The following is a 14400-nucleotide window of genomic DNA, read 5'->3' as shown; positions in this document are numbered from 1 at the left end:
CACTGTTCCGATTAGCGAGACAATGGCGCCATGGATCAACTGGATGCGATGAGGATGTTTGTACGGGTGGCGGAGCTGGAGAGCTTTACCCGCAGTGCCGAACAGTTAGGAGTCCCCAAGGCGACGCTCTCGGCGGCCATCCGCCGGCTGGAGGAGCAGATGGGCACCCGCTTGCTGCAGCGCACCACCCGGCGGGTGCAGCTGACCACGGATGGCCGGCTCTGTTATGCCCGTTGTCAGGATCTGCTGGCGGACATGGAGGAGTTCAACGGGCTGTTTCGCCAGCAGGGGCAGCTGAGCGGCCAGCTGCGGGTGGACATGCCGGGCCGGATGGCCCGCCATCTGGTGATGCCGGCGCTACCCACTTTTCTGGCGGCGCATCCCGCCTTGCAGTTGATGCTGAGCAGCACGGACCGGCGGGTCGACCTAGTGCGGGAGGGGTTTGACTGCGTGATCCGGGTCGGGGCGCTTGAGCCCTCCAGCCTGGTGGCGCGCCCCCTCGGCCACTACCGCCAGATCAATTGCGCCAGCGCCGCCTATCTGGCCCGCTACGGGACGCCCCGCAGCCTGAGCGAGCTGAGCGGCCATCGGCTGGTGCACTACGGCAGCAGCAGCGGGCCCAGAGAGAGCGGTTTTGAGTATCTGCAGGCGGATGGCTCGCGCGCCGTGCTGGCGATGAGCGGGGCGCTCACGGTGAACGACAGCGAATCCTATCTGGCGGCGGCGCTGGCCGGGCTTGGCATCATCCAGCAGCCGCGAGTCGGGGTGGAGCCACTGCTGGCCAGCGGCGAGCTGGTGGCCATCCTGCCAAAGTGGCAGGCGCCCCCGCTGCCCATTCACGCCCTCTATGCCCATCGCCGTCAGCTGGCCCCCCGGGTGCAGGCCTTCATCCAGTGGCTGAGCGGCATCCTGGCGTCAGCGCTGGGTCCTGACGGCCCGCGCGATGGCCTGGCGAAGCGGGCAGGGATGGACGCAGCCGATTGATGGCTTGACGCCAATCCCCACCTGCGGCGGGTCTCTCTATGGCTGCCATCGACAATCCCGGTTTGGCGCCGGCCGGGCGGCTTGGCATAATGGCGCCCCACACGGGTTGGCCGCCCCTTTGCGGTGTGGCCGGCCCCAGCAACAGTGCAGAGGAGATGTGATGAAATTTATCGGAGCCCACGTCAGTGCGGCCGGCGGGGTGGAGAACACCATCGCCCGCGCCCAGGCCATCGGGGCCAACGCCTTCGCCCTGTTTACCAAGAACCAGCGCCAGTGGCAGGCGGCGCCGCTCTCCGAGACCAGCATCCGCGCCTTCAAGCTGGCCTGCGAGAAGGGGGGCTTTCGCCCCGAACAGATCCTGCCCCACGACAGCTACCTCATCAATCTGGGTCATCCCGACCCCGATGGCCTCGCCAAGTCCCGCGATGCCTTTCTGGACGAGATGAAGCGCTGCGAGCAGCTGGGTCTTTGCTACCTCAATTTTCATCCGGGCAGCCACCTGAAGCAGATCCCGGAGGCGGCCAGCCTCAAGCTGGTGAGCGAATCCATCAACTGGGCGCTGGAGCGCAGTGAAGGGGTGACGGCGGTGATCGAGAACACCGCCGGTCAGGGCACCAACCTCGGCTGGTCGTTCGAGCACCTGGCCACCATCATCGACGGGGTGGAAGACAAGAGCCGGGTCGGCATCTGCTTTGACACCTGCCACGCCTTTGCCGCCGGCTACGATCTGCGCACTGCGGAGAGTTGTGCCGCCGTCTTTACCGAGTTCGACCGGACGGTAGGCTTCCAGTACCTGAAAGGGATGCATATCAACGGCGCCAAGTGCACCTTCGGCAGCCGGGTCGATCGCCACCACAGCCTGCGTGAGGGGAACCTGGGGGAGGCGGTGTTCCATCACATCATGAATGATCATCGCTTCGACGGCATTCCGCTGATCCTGGAGACCATTGACGAGTCCATCTGGGGCGACGAGATCCGCTGGTTGCGCAGCCTGGCGCAGGCATGATGATTGACCGGCAGAGCGCATAAGGAGACAGGGATGCAACAGAGATCAAGCGAACAGCCGCTGCGCTGGGGCATTGCCGGCGCGGGGGCCATCGCCCGCCGTTTTTGTCAGGATGTGAACGGACACGCCAGTGGCAGCCGGGTGGTGGCGATCGCCGCCCGTGATCAGGGGCGGGCGCAGGCCTTTGCCGACGAGCAGGGCTTGCCCCACGCCCATGGCAGCTATCAGGCGCTGGCGGCAGATCCCCTGGTGGAGGCGGTCTACGTGGCGGTGATCCACCCGGAGCACGCCGCCCTGATCGAACGCATGCTGCTGGCGGGCAAGCACGTGCTGGTGGAAAAACCGGCGGTGACTTGCGTCGCAGATTGGGACCGGCTGGTGCGGTTCGCCGTCGAGCGGGGCCTGCTGCTGATGGAGGCGATGAAGGTGATGTGCTTCCCCGCCATGCGCGCATTGCTGGGGCGCCTGTCGGCCCTGCCAGCCCCCGACAGGCTAAAGGCGGCCTTCGGCTCGGTGCAGACGCGGGACGGCAAGCTGTTCGATCCGGCGCTGGATGGCGGCGCCGCCTGGGATGTGGGGGTCTACCCGCTCTGGCTCTATGCCGCCCTCTGTCACCAGTTGGGGTTGGCGGCGGGTGAGCCCGAGGTCACGCTGTCTCGCCGTGAGGGCGAGGTGGATGAAGCCGCCCGCTTTGATTTTGCCGGCCCGCTCAAGGCCGAGCTGGTGGCCTCCATCGTCGAGGATCTCGACAAGTCGGCCTGGCTGTCCGGGCCCGGCTGGGCGCTGGAGCTGGTGGGCAAGTGGTGGAATCCCCAGCAGATAGTCTGGCTTGGTGGTGACCCTCTGCCGGCCTGGCCCCACGACATCGCGCTGCCGGTCGGTGGCGGCGGCATGCAGCACGAGGCGGATCACTTTGCCGCCTGTGTCAGAGAAGGATTGACCGACTCCCCCTGGGTGCCGCAGGCACTGACCAGACAGGTGCTGGGCTGGGTCGAGCGGGGATTGCAACCCGCTGAATGCTGAGTCACAAGGCAGAATGACCAAGAGGGAGAGCCAGGGCTCTCCCTCTTCTATTGCTGCTATTGCTGCCGATACCTGGCGGCAAGGGCTATGCCGGGAATAGGCTGCCCGATCATCCCATTGGCTCAGGTGCTGCTGATCTGGCTGGGCAACACATCTTCCTGGGCGCGGCAAAATTGCAGAAAGCGGCGCAGGGTGGCGGAGTGATACTTCTGCCGATGCCAGATGAGGGAGAGCTGGCGGGGGAAGTGACGGGTCAGGGGCAGGGCCACCAGACGGCCGGCCTGCAACCGATCCGACACCGCCAGGTGGGAGATGAAGGAGATGCCGAGCCCCTTCTCGACCGCCAGCATCACCGCCTCCAGGGTGTTGAGCTCGAGCCCCGCCTGCCAGCGGGGCAGTTCGGGCTGGATCTGCTGCTCGAACTGCTCGCGGCTGCCGGACTGGGGCTCGCGCAGCACCCAGGTTTCGTCGCTCAGCTGGGCGAGGGAGAGGCGATGGCGGCCGGCGAGGGGGTGATCGGGCTGGGCCACGATCAGCATCTCGTCGTGGAGCCAGGGCTCGCTGACCAGATCCGGGTGGTGGTTCTCCCCCTCGATCAGCGCCAGATCCAGCTCGAAGTTGGCCAGCAGGTGGCAGAGCTGGTGGGTGTTGGTGATGGTGACCCTGGGCGGTTGTCCCAGCTCCTGCTTGCTGGTGGCGAGCAGGGCCGGCAGCAGGTAGTTGCCTATGGTCTGGCTGGCGCCCAGACGCAGCTGGCCGCTCGGTTCGGCATCCGGGCTGAACAGGGTTTCGATGTCCTGCATCCGGGTCAGCAGCTCTTCGGCCGCCGGTTGCAGCAGGCGTCCCTCGTTGTTGAGCTGCAGCCTGGGGTGAATGCGATCGAACAGCGGGGTGGCGAGCTGACGCTCCAGCTCCTGCAACGACTGGGAGACGGCGCCCTTGCTCAGGCACAGTTCATTGGCGGCCAGCCCCAGATTGCCGTAACGGGCGATGGTGGCAAAGACCTTGAGTTGTTGCAGGGTCAGCTTCATGTTTGGAAATCCTGAACGATTGATTTAATTCATTTAGATATCGTAAACGATGGCCGCTCATTATCCTATGCCCATCGTCTCTCACATGAGGTTTCAGACATGATCGCAAGAACCCGTCAATCCCTGGCCGCTGCTCCGACCCCCATGGCAGGACTGGCGCTCGGGATCGCCAGTCTCGGTTGGTGCTGGGAAAATGCCGGTCACTTCGATGGCCGCCTGCAGTTGCTGGGCGCCGCCATTGCCGCCGTGCTGCTGGTGATCCTGACCTTCAAGTTTCTGCTGCACCCGCGCCTGCTGTGGCAGGATCTGGCCCACCCCGTGGTCGGCAGCGTGGTGCCCACCTATGCCATGGGCACCATGGTGGTCTCCAAGGCGGTCGGCATGCTCAACGCCGGTCTGGGGGAGGGGCTCTGGCTGTTTGCAGTGCTGCTGCACCTGGGGTTCCTGGCCACCTTCGTCTGGCATCGGGCCAAACAGTTTGAAATCCACCACATGGTGCCGAGCTGGTTCGTGCCGCCGGTGGGGATCATAGTCGCAGACGTCGCCTTCCCGGGCGGCCAGTTTGCCGCGCTGGCCAACGGCCTGCTCTGGTTCGGCATGCTCTGCTACGGTCTGATGCTGCCGCTGATGCTCTATCGCCTCATCTTCAGCCATGAAGTGCCGGATGCCGCCAAACCGACCATCGCCATCCTGGCGGCGCCCGCCAGCCTGTCACTGGCCGGCTACCTGACCGTGAGCGAGCAACCGTCTTTGCTGCTGGTAGCCGTGCTGCTGGGGATCGCCGTGCTGATGACCGGCATCATCTACCTGGCCTTCATCAAGCTGCTGCGTCTGCCGTTCTCGCCGGGCTATGCCGCCTTCACCTTCCCGCTGGTGATCGGTGCCACCGCCCTGTTCAAGGTGAGCCATCTGGTCGAACAGTGGCCCCAGGCGGCCGAGTACGTCGAGCAGATCCGGCTGCTGGCCCATTTCGAACTGGGCGCCGCCACCCTGATCGTCGGTTACGTGGCCCTGCGCTACCTGATGTTCTTCCTGCCGCTGGGCAGCGACGAGCTGGCATCCGGCATGGTTCGTCGCTAGGAAATGGCCGCAAGAGGGCCGGGATAAGGGGTCCGGTGAGCAGGTCCGCGCAAGACGGACGCCACCGAACAGATGACGACAAGGCGCTCCACCTCGGGTGGGGCGCTTTTTTTATGGTCTTGCCTGCGCAAACCGGCCCGCTTCGCGTGCCCCGACCGGGGTGGCACCTTCGCCAAAGCCATGATGAATTTAACTGGTATTACCTGTCAGGATGAATACAATGCAGCTCCCTTTCCCATGCTTGACCCCATCCATGTCTTCCCATGATCCCGTGTTTGACTCTCGTTTCGAGACCCGATTCCTGCATCCGCGTTACTGGTTCAGCTGGCTGGCGCTTGGCGTCCTGATGCTGCTGGCCTTCGTGCCGGTGAGGCTGCGCGATCGGCTGGCCGCCGCCCTGGCGCCGCTGGTGTTGCGCATCTCGAAAAAGCAGGTCTACATCGCCAGAACCAACCTGGCCCTCTGTTTCCCGCAAAAGAGCGAGGCTGAGCGCGACGCCATCCTGATGACCTCTATCCGGGTCGGCCTCAAGAGCCTGCTCGGCTTTGGCGAGTTCTCGGTGCGCAGTCCCGCCTATCTGATGAAGCGGATGCGGGTCACTGGCTGGGAACATATCGAGGCGGAGCAGGCGGCCGGCAGACCGGTGATCCTGGTGGTGCCCCACAGCTGGCCGGTGGACGCGGCCGGTTACTACTTCACCCAACGCGGGGTGCCCATGTGCACCATGATGAAGCGGGCGCGCAACCCGGTGTTCGACTGGCATCTGAACCGTGCCCGGGCCCGCAACGGCTGCCGCGTCTATGAGCGCAGCGCCGGCATCAAGGCGGTGATCCGCACCATCAAGGAGGGGAACAGCTTCTTCTATCTGCCGGATCAGGATCATGGCCGCGAGAAGAGCATCTTCGCCCCCTTCTTCGGTCAGCCCAAGGCAACCCTGCCGGCCCTGCCGCGACTGGTGCAGGTGAGCGGCGCCAAGGCGGTGCCGCTGCTGGCCTGCTATGACGAGGCGCACCACTGCTACCGGCTGGAGATAGACGCCCCCTTTGACAACTATCCCACCGACGATGTGATGGCCGACACCTGCCGGATGAACGACATGGTGCAGCAGCAGCTCAGCCGGGATCCGGGCCAGTACATGTGGTTTCTCAAGATCTTCGATACCCGCGAGGATCAGGTCGGGCTGGATGGCCGCTACGAGGCGGGGATCCAGCGGATCCGTCGCGGGTTGCAGCCGCTCTCCTGATGAGCAATTCCTTGTTGGTACTATGGCCCTGCGGGGCCATTTTTATTGGCACTCTGCCGGTTGGCAGGGCGAGGCGTCGAGCCGGCGCCTGCCCCAACCGGGCCCGCGCCAGCCCAAAGTGGAAAATTTTGTCAGGATAATTAAAATAACCGTTTATTTTCTATGACTTGATGGCGGCCATGTCCTCACACGATCCGGTTTTCGACACCTCATTTCATCCCCGTCTGCTCCATCCGCGCTGGTGGGGCAGCTGGCTGGCGCTCGGCCTGCTCTGCCTGCTGGGGCTGCTGCCCCATGGCCTGCGTGACCGGTTGGCCGACCGGCTGGCTCCCCCCCTGCTGCGTCTGTCCAGGAAGCAGGCCTATATCGCCGACACCAACCTCAAGATCTGCTTTCCCGAGCTTGACGAGGCGGGCCGCCAGGCCTTGTTGCTCAAATCGATCCGGGTGGGGCTCAAGACCTTCATGGGCTTTGCCGAGCTGACCCTGCGCAGCGCCGATCACCTGGCCGGCCGCATCAAGGTGCGCGGCTGGGAGCACATAGCGGCAGAGCAGGCCGCCGGCCGGCCGGTGATCCTGGTGGTGCCCCACACCTGGGCGGTGGACATGATAGGCCGCTACTTCGCCATCCGGGGCATGTCCATGTGCACCATGATGAAGAGCGCCAAGGATCAGGTCTTCGACTGGTACATCAACCGGGAGCGGGCCAAGGGGGGCAAGGTGTATGAGCGCAGTGCCGGCATCAAACCGGCCATCAAGGCGATCCGCGGCGGCGCCAGCTTCTTCTACCTGCCAGATCAGGATCACGGCCGTGAGGCCAGCATCTTCGTGCCCTTCTTCGGCCATCCCAAGGCGACCCTGCCGGCCCTGCCCAAGCTGGTCAAACTGACCGGCGCCAAGGCGGTGCCCATCCTCGCCTGCTATGACGAGGAGGAGGGCTGCTACCGGCTGGAGATCGAGGCCCCCTTCGATCCCTACCCAGGCACCGATCTGGAGGCCGACGTTCGCGCCATGAATGACATGGTGGAGCAGCAGTTGCGCCAGCACCCGGAGCAGTACATGTGGTTTCTCAAGATCTTCGAGACCATGGAGCATCCCCAGGGGCACGAGGGCTTCTACGAAGAGGGCATTAAGCGGATCCGCGGCGACCTGCCCCCCGAAAACTGACGCAACTGAAGGACCGGCGCCCGGGCGCCGGTGGCACGGCACAATCTGGAATAGGCAAGCGCACCGGAAGAGGCTATCTTCGGGGGCGCACACAGGGTGAAAGGGCGGGCATGAAAACTCCAAATCGAATCCAACCTCTGGTTGACGACGGCCTGGTTGACGAGGTGATCAGCCGGCTGATGAGCGGCAAAGAGGCCGATGTTTACGTGGTGCGCTGCGGCGACGAGATCCGCTGCGCCAAGGTGTACAAGGAGGCCGCCAAGCGCAGCTTCAAGCAGGCGGTGGTCTATCAGGAAGGGCGCCGGGTGCGCAGCAGCCGCGATGCCCGCGCCATGGAGAAGGGCTCCAAGTACGGCCGCAAGCAGCACGAAGAGGTGTGGCAGAACACCGAGGTGGATGCCCTGTTCAAGCTGGCCGCCGCCGGCGTGCGGGTGCCACGGCCCTATGTCTGCCTCGACGGCGTGCTCTTGATGGAGCTGGTGACCGATGCCGATGGCAACGTGGCGCCCCGCCTCAACGACGTGGCCCTCAGCCGCGAACAGGCGCTGGCCGACCACGCCAGGGTGATCCGCTACGTGGTGCGTATGCTCTGCGCTGGCCTCATTCACGGCGACCTGTCGGAGTTCAACGTGCTGGTGGATGAAGAGGGGCCTGTCATCATCGACCTGCCCCAGGTGGTGGATGCCGCCGCCAACAACCAGGCGAAGTCCATGCTGGAGCGGGACGTCGACAACATGCGCAACTACTACGGCATGTATGCCCCCGAGCTGCTCAAGACCCGTTACGCCAAGGAGATGTGGGCCCTCTATGAAGATGGCAAGCTCACCCCCGACAGCGAACTGACCGGGTTGTTCGAAGAGAGCAACGAGCGGGTGGATCTTGACGCCGTACTGCACGAGATCGAGAGCGCCGAGGAGGAGGCCCTGGCCCGCCAGGCGCGGTTGAAGGCGGAGCAGGAGGAGGGCTACTGACGCCCAGGCCCCTGCAACCAAGAGACGACTGAGCGCCTGCGGGCGCTCTTTTTATGGCTGCGAGTCAGCGGCGCCTTGCTGGCGGGCGGGGTGGGGCTGGATCCGGTAAAAGTTCACCCAGCAGCGATCGCCAGCATGGTAGCGGCGATCCAGCAATTGCCCGCCGACGCTGGCGATCACCTTGAGGGAGGCGTGATTGTGCGCGTCACAGCTGATGAGCACGGGGCCGCTCAGGACATGGCGTTGCAGCCAGCCGAGCAGGGTGCGGGCCACCCCTTCACCGCGGCGGGAGGGGCGGGTTTCGTAACCGATATGGCCGAGCCACTGGCGGGTCGCCGGGGTGTCGCCGTGGCGCAGGCGCAAGGTGGCGAGGATCTCTTCCCCCTCGAGGGCAAAGTAGGTGGTGGTGGGCGGGTAGTCCGGCGGCAGGCGCTCGCCAGCAGCATGGGCGAGCAGCTCCTGCAGCCACTGATCCGGGTCGAATAGCGCCACCTGATAGAGCGGCAACCCGGCGGCGCCACACTCGGCCACGTAGCGGCGGTAGGCGGGGGCATCGGCAGGCTGCGCGGCACGGCACTCGATGACGGCTGTCACGGGTGCAGCTCTGCCGCTTGCAGCAGGCGTGGCTCGCTGTGGTGGGCCTCGCGGATGCAGGCGCGCATACGCCCGTTCTGCTTGGCGGCATAGAGCGCCTGATCCGCCCGCAGATAGGCCTGCTCGAAGCTCTCTCCCGTCTGCAGCGAGGTCAGCCCCATGCTAAGGCCGATGGGGCCGCCCGCCAGCGGGCGGGTGGCTTCGGTGACCCCCTGTTGCAGGGCGTGGCAGTAGCCAGGCAGCGTCTGCGGCGTCTCCATCACCAGCAGCGCCAGCTCGTCGCCACCGAGGCGCCCGGCCAGTGCCGCCGGCGGCAGGCTCTCCCGGATCACCCGGCCCACCGCCCGCAGCATGGCATCGCCGGCGGGGTGGCCGTGGCGGTCGTTGATCTGCTTGAAGTTGTCCAGGTCGATCAGCAGCAGTTGCCAGGGGCGGGCGCTGCGGCAGGCCCGCGCCGCCAGCTGCTGCTCGAAATGGTGGCGGCTGTCCAGCCCGGTCAGGGCATCCTGGTTGGCACGCCGCTCCAGCTCGCGCTGGGTGGCGAGCATGGCCTGCTGCTGGCGGGTGTGCACCAGGCTCAGCAGGATGAAGCTGCGGGCAATGGTAAAGAGCAGGCTGAGCAGGATCACCGGGCCGAGCAGGGGGTCGGTGAGGCTGGAGGCAGCCGACTCCGGCCACCATTGATGCTTGGCCATCCTGAGCAGCTGCAGAGCCAGTTGCAAGGCGAGCAGCAGGATGGCGAAGCGCAGCACCCGGTAGGCGGGGGCCAGGCGCTGGTAGCGCCAGAGCTGCCACAGCAGCAGGCCAATCTGCAGCGAGAGCACGCCGGAGAGGGTGATGATCCGGCTGTGCACATCGGCCAGCGGTTGCTGCGAGGCAACCAGGGCAAACAGCAGGAAGCCGGCCAGGGCGAGGAGCGGGCAGAGCCAGCCGAAGCGGTCGGCCTCGCGCCGGAAAAAGTGGCGCAAGCCCCGCTCATAGAGCAGCGGGGTGGCGATGATCAGCAGGTTGGTGAGCAGGATATTGGTAAGGGACGTCTCCCCCGTGAGGGGGCGCAGCAGCAGGCAGCCAAAGGCGGCGGCGATGGCCAGCTCGCTGGCCGACCAGTAGAGCAGGGCGCGCAGCGGTCGCTGGGTATGCCACAGGTAGGCGAAAATGGCCGCGACCCCGACGTGGGACAGGCTGACAAACAGCACCAGGCTCAGCAACTGGGCCGAGGAAAACAGACTCTGCATCAAGGGTGTGGGCTCTTCCTGCCGGTAACGGCGCTGTGGTCTCAGGGCCGGGTGACTGGGGCGGATCACAGCATGAATTGTGCCGCTGAGCAATGGCTTGGATGGTCTGGGCAGGATAGTGCCAACCCCCCCAGTTGCCGGCGGCTGACACGATTAATCAGGGACGGGGAGTGACGAAGGGCCATCCCCCGCACACGTCGACCTCAGTCGACCACCACCGGCAGCCGCATGACGGTGGCTTCCCGGCCGAGGTGGGCCAGCAGACGGCGCACGTCGTCGAGGCGAATAAGCAAGGTGGCGGTATTGACCAGTGGGTGGCACTGCACCCGCTCGGCCTGCCAGATCGTCTCATCCACCACCAGCTCCACCGCGTTTTCCCTGTCTCGCACCATGGCGAGCAGGGTGACCGAGCCCGGGGTGAGGCCGAGCACCGCCTCCAGCCGCTCGGGCGAGCCGAAGCTCAGCCGCTTGACCCCGAGGCGGGCGGCCAGCGCCTTGAGATCGATCCGGCTCTGCTCAGGGGTCACCACCAGAAACAGCCGTTCGCTCTTGGGGTCGCGCAGGAAGAGGTTCTTGGTCTTGGCGGCGGGCAGGTTGGGCAACAGCCGGCTGGCCTCCTCGCAGGTGAAGACAGGGGCGTGATCGATGCGCTGATAGGGGATGGCCAGCTGATCCAGCAGAGAATAAAGCGCCACCATGACCTCCTGATGTTGGCTGACAAGCGGGGTGAGTCGATGGGCGAACACCACTGCCACCGGCTGCGCGTGTCCGTCTGGCCGAGCATACCAGTTTGCGCCGCCCCTGGCAGCCTGCGTGGCAATGGCAGCCTGGCGTGCCAATTGCAGTAAAGCACTGTATGAACGTACAATAGTCCCACACCTATGTTGATCCCGATGACTGGCATGACCGACCACCCTCCCATCTCTCCCGTTACCCCGCCGCGCGACGGCTTTATCCTGACCCGTCACGGGCGGGATGTGCGCGGCCGTGGCGAGCAGCCGGAGCGCACCGAGATCGTGATGTGGCTCTGGAGCGAACAGGGGCCGGTGCGGGTGGTGGTGCCGGGGCAGGAGCCGGTCTTCTTCCTGCCGCAGAGCCATATGGCGGAGGCGGCGGAGCTGTTCAAGGGGGCCGGGGTGAGCGGGCGGTTTCGCCGCCTGCCCATGCACACCTTCGACGGTCGCGCCGTGGTGGGTTGCTATTTTGCCACCCTGAGCGCCTTTCACCGCGCCATCGAGCTGCTGCTCATCCGTGGGCTGGAGCACTTCGAGGCGGATATCCGGCTGCCGGAGCGCTTCCTGATGGAGCGCTTCATCACCGCCGGCGTGCGCTTCGAGGGGCGCGCGCGCAAGAAGGGGGGCAAGCAGGGCTACTGGGAGGTGAACGAGGCGCGCTGCGCGCCCCAGGCGGTGACGCCGACCCTCTCCTGGGTGTCGCTGGACGTGGAGTGCGCCATGGACGGGGCCCTCTTCTCGGTGGGGCTCTATAGCGAAGAGGATGCGCGGGTCATCATGATCGGCGTGCCTGAGGCCGATGCCGACAGCTGGGCCACCCAGGTCGAGTGGGTAGCGGACGAGAGCGCCCTGCTGAGTGCGCTGGAGCGCTGGTTTGTGCGGCACGACCCGGATCTGGTGATCGGCTGGAACGTGGTGAACTTCGACTTTCGCCTGCTGCTGCGCCGCGCTGAGCTCAACAAGCGGCGGCTGCGACTCGGCCGCGGCCACGAGCTCTGCTTCTGGCGCTCATCGCGCAACGACCCCCAGAGCGGCAGCGTCATCATCCCGGGGCGCATGGTGCTGGATGGCATCGACACCCTCAAAAGCGCCACCTGGCAGTTCCCCAGCTACAGCCTGGATGCGGTGGCGAGCGAGCTGCTCGGCCGGGGCAAGGACATCGAGGACGTGGCCAACCGGGGGGAGAAGATCACCGAGCTGTTCCACTCCGACAAGGAGGCGCTGGCCCGCTACAACCTGGAGGATTGCAAGCTGGTGTGGGAGATCTTCGACTACTGCCACCTCATCCCCTTTGCCATCGAGCGCGCCTCCCTCACCGGCCTCGAGCTCGACCGGGTAGGGGGCTCGGTGGCGGCATTTACCAATCTTTATCTGCCGCGACTGCACCGCGGCGGCTATGTGGCCCCCAACCTGCCGGCCGATGGGGGGCTCGCGAGCCCCGGCGGCTATGTGATGGACTCCAAACCTGGGCTCTATCGCCACGTGCTGGTGCTCGATTTCAAGAGCCTCTATCCCAGCATCATCCGCACCTTCTGCATCGACCCCATGGGGCTCATCGAGGGGCTGCAGCATCCCGACCATGCCATCCCGGGTTTTCGCGGCGCCCTGTTCTCCCGCGAGCGCCACTTCCTGCCGGATCTCATCGCCACCCTGTGGGCGGCGCGGGATAGAGCCAAGGCGGCTCGCAACAAGGCGCTCTCCCAGGCCATCAAGATCATCATGAACTCCTTCTACGGGGTGCTGGGCTCGGGGGGCTGCCGCTTCTACGACCCGCGGCTTGCCTCCTCCATCACCTTGCGCGGTCACGGCATCATGCAGCAGACCCGGGAGTGGATCGAAGGGGAGGGTTTCGAGGTGATCTATGGTGATACCGACTCCACCTTCGTCCACCTGGGGCGCGAGACCAGCCCCGCCCAGGCGGACGAGATTGGCCGGCGATTGGCCCGCATGATCAACGACAACTGGACTGCGCTGATCAAGCGGGAGTTCGATTTGCCGAGCTATCTGGAGATCCAGTACGAGACCCACTATCGCCGCTTCCTGATGCCCACCATTCGCGGGCTGCAGAAGGGGAGCAAGAAGCGTTATGCGGGTTTGGTGGCAGGCCATCAGGCAGGTGAAGAGGAGCAGCTGGTGTTCAAGGGGCTAGAATCGGTGCGCACCGACTGGACGCCCCTTGCCAAGGCGTTCCAGACCCGCCTCTACGAGATGGTGTTTCACGACCAGGATCCCAGCGGCTATGTGCGCACCATGGTGGACGAGACCCGCGCCGGCCTTCACGACGAGCTGCTGGTCTATCGCAAGCGGCTGCGCCAGAAGCTCGAGGAGTACCAGAAGAACGTGCCGCCCCACGTGCGGGCGGCGCGCCTGGCGGACGAGGAGAACCTGCGCCGCGGTCTGCCCCAGCGCTACCAGCACAGGGGCTCCATCGCCTACCTGGTGACTCTGAATGGCCCCGAGCCGCTGGAATACCGGCGCAGCGCCATCGACTACGAGCACTACATCGACAAGCAGCTCAAACCCATCGCCGATGCCATCCTCCCCTTTATCGGCGAGTCGTTCGAGCGGATCTGCGGCCAGCAGCTCGATCTCTTCTGACTGGGCAAGGGAACGCTGCGGCCATGGCCCGACAATGGCCGCAGCGGGTCAAGAGGAGGCAGATGAGAGGGGAAAGCATGGATCGTCAGAGAAGAGAAATGCAAAAAGCCCGCTCGAGGAGCGGGCTTTTCAAATCTGGTGCGTCCTAGTGGATTCGAACCACCGACCCCCACCATGTCAAGGTGATGCTCTAACCAGCTGAGCTAAGGACGCAGGGTGCGCAAGGCGACTTTGTGTGATTGCAGGGGAGTGGTGGGTTTAATTGGATTCGAACCAACGACCCCTACCATGTCAAGGTAGTGCTCTAACCAACTGAGCTATAAACCCACATCAAATTCATATCTGCAATTTATTCAAACTGTTATGGTGCGTCCTAGTGGATTCGAACCACCGACCCCCACCATGTCAAGGTGATGCTCTAACCAGCTGAGCTAAGGACGCATAACAGTGTTCCGGATGGTGCGTCCTAGTGGATTCGAACCACCGACCCCCACCATGTCAAGGTGGTGCTCTAACCAGCTGAGCTAAGGACGCATCGCGGAAAAGTGGTGGGTTTAATTGGATTCGAACCAACGGCCCCTACCATGTCAAGGTAGTGCTCTAACCAACTGAGCTATAAACCCACTTCATAAACCGGATTGAAAACCCGTTTTATCCCGCCAGCACTGCTGGCGTGGTCGGCATACTACCCATGCCCCCCAAGGCTGTCAACAGGCCGCACGCACAAAGGAGACT

At 64.9% G+C, this 14400-nt stretch carries 12 protein-coding genes and 5 tRNA genes; 8 read left to right on the top strand and 9 right to left on the bottom strand.

The annotated features are described in order from the left end of the window. Nucleotides 1-30 precede the first annotated feature (30 nt). From AB5Y98_RS19785 to AB5Y98_RS19775, 3 genes are all read left to right on the top strand, one after another. Complete coding sequence (locus AB5Y98_RS19785) at nucleotides 31-984, top strand: LysR family transcriptional regulator (protein WP_368232673.1); 954 nt, start codon at nucleotides 31-33, stop codon at nucleotides 982-984. Between the two features lie 160 nt (nucleotides 985-1144). Next, entirely contained in the window at nucleotides 1145-1990 is an 846-nt protein-coding gene (nfo, locus tag AB5Y98_RS19780) for a deoxyribonuclease IV (RefSeq protein ID WP_368232672.1), read from the top strand. 33 nt (nucleotides 1991-2023) lie between these two features. Then, nucleotides 2024-3013 carry a Gfo/Idh/MocA family protein gene (locus tag AB5Y98_RS19775; RefSeq protein WP_368232669.1) on the top strand — a complete coding sequence of 330 codons (990 nt, stop codon included), beginning with the start codon at nucleotides 2024-2026 and terminating at the stop codon, nucleotides 3011-3013. A 122-nt stretch (nucleotides 3014-3135) separates the two neighbouring features. Here AB5Y98_RS19775 and AB5Y98_RS19770 read toward each other — a convergent pair whose 3' ends face one another. Next, nucleotides 3136-4044 (bottom strand): LysR substrate-binding domain-containing protein, encoded by a 909-nt coding sequence (locus AB5Y98_RS19770; protein WP_368232667.1) that lies wholly within the window; start codon nucleotides 4042-4044, stop codon nucleotides 3136-3138. A gap of 99 nt (nucleotides 4045-4143) precedes the next feature. On the opposite strand from AB5Y98_RS19770, the gene AB5Y98_RS19765 reads away from it, so the two are divergent. The 4 genes from AB5Y98_RS19765 (at nucleotide 4144) to AB5Y98_RS19750 (ending at nucleotide 8504) form a co-directional block, all read left to right on the top strand. Continuing rightward, on the top strand, nucleotides 4144-5124 hold the full coding sequence (locus tag AB5Y98_RS19765; RefSeq protein WP_201989117.1) for a TDT family transporter: 981 nt from the start codon (nucleotides 4144-4146) through the stop codon (nucleotides 5122-5124). A gap of 253 nt (nucleotides 5125-5377) precedes the next feature. After that, nucleotides 5378-6367: a lauroyl-Kdo(2)-lipid IV(A) myristoyltransferase gene (lpxM, locus tag AB5Y98_RS19760; RefSeq protein ID WP_368232664.1), complete on the top strand. Its 990-nt coding sequence runs from the start codon at nucleotides 5378-5380 to the stop codon at nucleotides 6365-6367. 170 nt (nucleotides 6368-6537) lie between these two features. Beyond that, entirely contained in the window at nucleotides 6538-7533 is a 996-nt protein-coding gene (locus tag AB5Y98_RS19755; RefSeq protein ID WP_017764372.1) for a lipid A biosynthesis acyltransferase, read from the top strand. A 110-nt stretch (nucleotides 7534-7643) separates the two neighbouring features. After that, nucleotides 7644-8504 carry a PA4780 family RIO1-like protein kinase gene (locus AB5Y98_RS19750; protein ID WP_211050272.1) on the top strand — a complete coding sequence of 287 codons (861 nt, stop codon included), beginning with the start codon at nucleotides 7644-7646 and terminating at the stop codon, nucleotides 8502-8504. 51 nt (nucleotides 8505-8555) lie between these two features. On the opposite strand, the gene AB5Y98_RS19745 is transcribed toward AB5Y98_RS19750, so the two are convergent. From AB5Y98_RS19745 to AB5Y98_RS19735, 3 genes are all read right to left on the bottom strand, one after another. Then, a complete protein-coding gene (locus tag AB5Y98_RS19745) occupies nucleotides 8556-9098 on the bottom strand; it encodes a GNAT family N-acetyltransferase (protein WP_368232662.1) in 543 nt (180 codons plus the stop codon). Beyond that, nucleotides 9095-10333: a GGDEF domain-containing protein gene (locus AB5Y98_RS19740; RefSeq protein WP_368232661.1), complete on the bottom strand. Its 1239-nt coding sequence runs from the start codon at nucleotides 10331-10333 to the stop codon at nucleotides 9095-9097. The genes AB5Y98_RS19745 and AB5Y98_RS19740 overlap by 4 nt, the downstream gene beginning before the upstream one ends. Nucleotides 10334-10536: 203 nt before the next feature. Then, complete coding sequence (locus AB5Y98_RS19735; protein WP_368232659.1) at nucleotides 10537-11031, bottom strand: prolyl-tRNA synthetase associated domain-containing protein; 495 nt, start codon at nucleotides 11029-11031, stop codon at nucleotides 10537-10539. Between the two features lie 195 nt (nucleotides 11032-11226). Between AB5Y98_RS19735 and AB5Y98_RS19730 the strand changes: the two genes are divergently transcribed. Further along, nucleotides 11227-13665 carry a DNA polymerase II gene (locus AB5Y98_RS19730; RefSeq protein WP_368232824.1) on the top strand — a complete coding sequence of 813 codons (2439 nt, stop codon included), beginning with the start codon at nucleotides 11227-11229 and terminating at the stop codon, nucleotides 13663-13665. 136 nt (nucleotides 13666-13801) lie between these two features. Here AB5Y98_RS19730 and AB5Y98_RS19725 read toward each other — a convergent pair. The 5 genes from AB5Y98_RS19725 to AB5Y98_RS19705 all read right to left on the bottom strand — a co-directional run bounded on the left by AB5Y98_RS19725 (nucleotide 13802) and on the right by AB5Y98_RS19705 (nucleotide 14288). Further along, nucleotides 13802-13878 (bottom strand) — tRNA-Val (locus AB5Y98_RS19725). 37 nt (nucleotides 13879-13915) lie between these two features. Next, a tRNA-Val gene (locus tag AB5Y98_RS19720) sits at nucleotides 13916-13992 on the bottom strand. Nucleotides 13993-14029: 37 nt separating this feature from the next. Then, nucleotides 14030-14106: transfer RNA gene (locus AB5Y98_RS19715), tRNA-Val, on the bottom strand. 16 nt (nucleotides 14107-14122) lie between these two features. Further along, a tRNA-Val gene (locus AB5Y98_RS19710) sits at nucleotides 14123-14199 on the bottom strand. Nucleotides 14200-14211: 12 nt separating this feature from the next. After that, nucleotides 14212-14288 (bottom strand) — tRNA-Val (locus tag AB5Y98_RS19705). Nucleotides 14289-14400 lie beyond the last annotated feature (112 nt).

The sequence above is a fragment of the Aeromonas sp. s3 genome, from assembly GCF_040907805.1.
Lineage (GTDB): Bacteria > Pseudomonadota > Gammaproteobacteria > Enterobacterales > Aeromonadaceae > Aeromonas > Aeromonas dhakensis.
The sequence above is the reverse complement of the archived record's forward strand: the minus strand, read 5'-3'. Positions and strand labels throughout refer to the sequence as shown.

Coding starts and splice junctions, on each gene's coding strand:
- AB5Y98_RS19730 (WP_368232824.1), top strand. CDS start 11,227: ATGACTGGCATGACCGACCACCCTCCCATCTCTCCCGTTACCCCGCCG.
- AB5Y98_RS19770 (WP_368232667.1), bottom strand. CDS start 4,044: ATGAAGCTGACCCTGCAACAACTCAAGGTCTTTGCCACCATCGCCCGT.
- nfo (WP_368232672.1), top strand. CDS start 1,145: ATGAAATTTATCGGAGCCCACGTCAGTGCGGCCGGCGGGGTGGAGAAC.
- AB5Y98_RS19755 (WP_017764372.1), top strand. CDS start 6,538: ATGGCGGCCATGTCCTCACACGATCCGGTTTTCGACACCTCATTTCAT.
- lpxM (WP_368232664.1), top strand. CDS start 5,378: ATGTCTTCCCATGATCCCGTGTTTGACTCTCGTTTCGAGACCCGATTC.
- AB5Y98_RS19775 (WP_368232669.1), top strand. CDS start 2,024: ATGCAACAGAGATCAAGCGAACAGCCGCTGCGCTGGGGCATTGCCGGC.
- AB5Y98_RS19765 (WP_201989117.1), top strand. CDS start 4,144: ATGATCGCAAGAACCCGTCAATCCCTGGCCGCTGCTCCGACCCCCATG.
- AB5Y98_RS19735 (WP_368232659.1), bottom strand. CDS start 11,031: ATGGTGGCGCTTTATTCTCTGCTGGATCAGCTGGCCATCCCCTATCAG.
- AB5Y98_RS19750 (WP_211050272.1), top strand. CDS start 7,644: ATGAAAACTCCAAATCGAATCCAACCTCTGGTTGACGACGGCCTGGTT.
- AB5Y98_RS19785 (WP_368232673.1), top strand. CDS start 31: ATGGATCAACTGGATGCGATGAGGATGTTTGTACGGGTGGCGGAGCTG.
- AB5Y98_RS19740 (WP_368232661.1), bottom strand. CDS start 10,333: ATGCAGAGTCTGTTTTCCTCGGCCCAGTTGCTGAGCCTGGTGCTGTTT.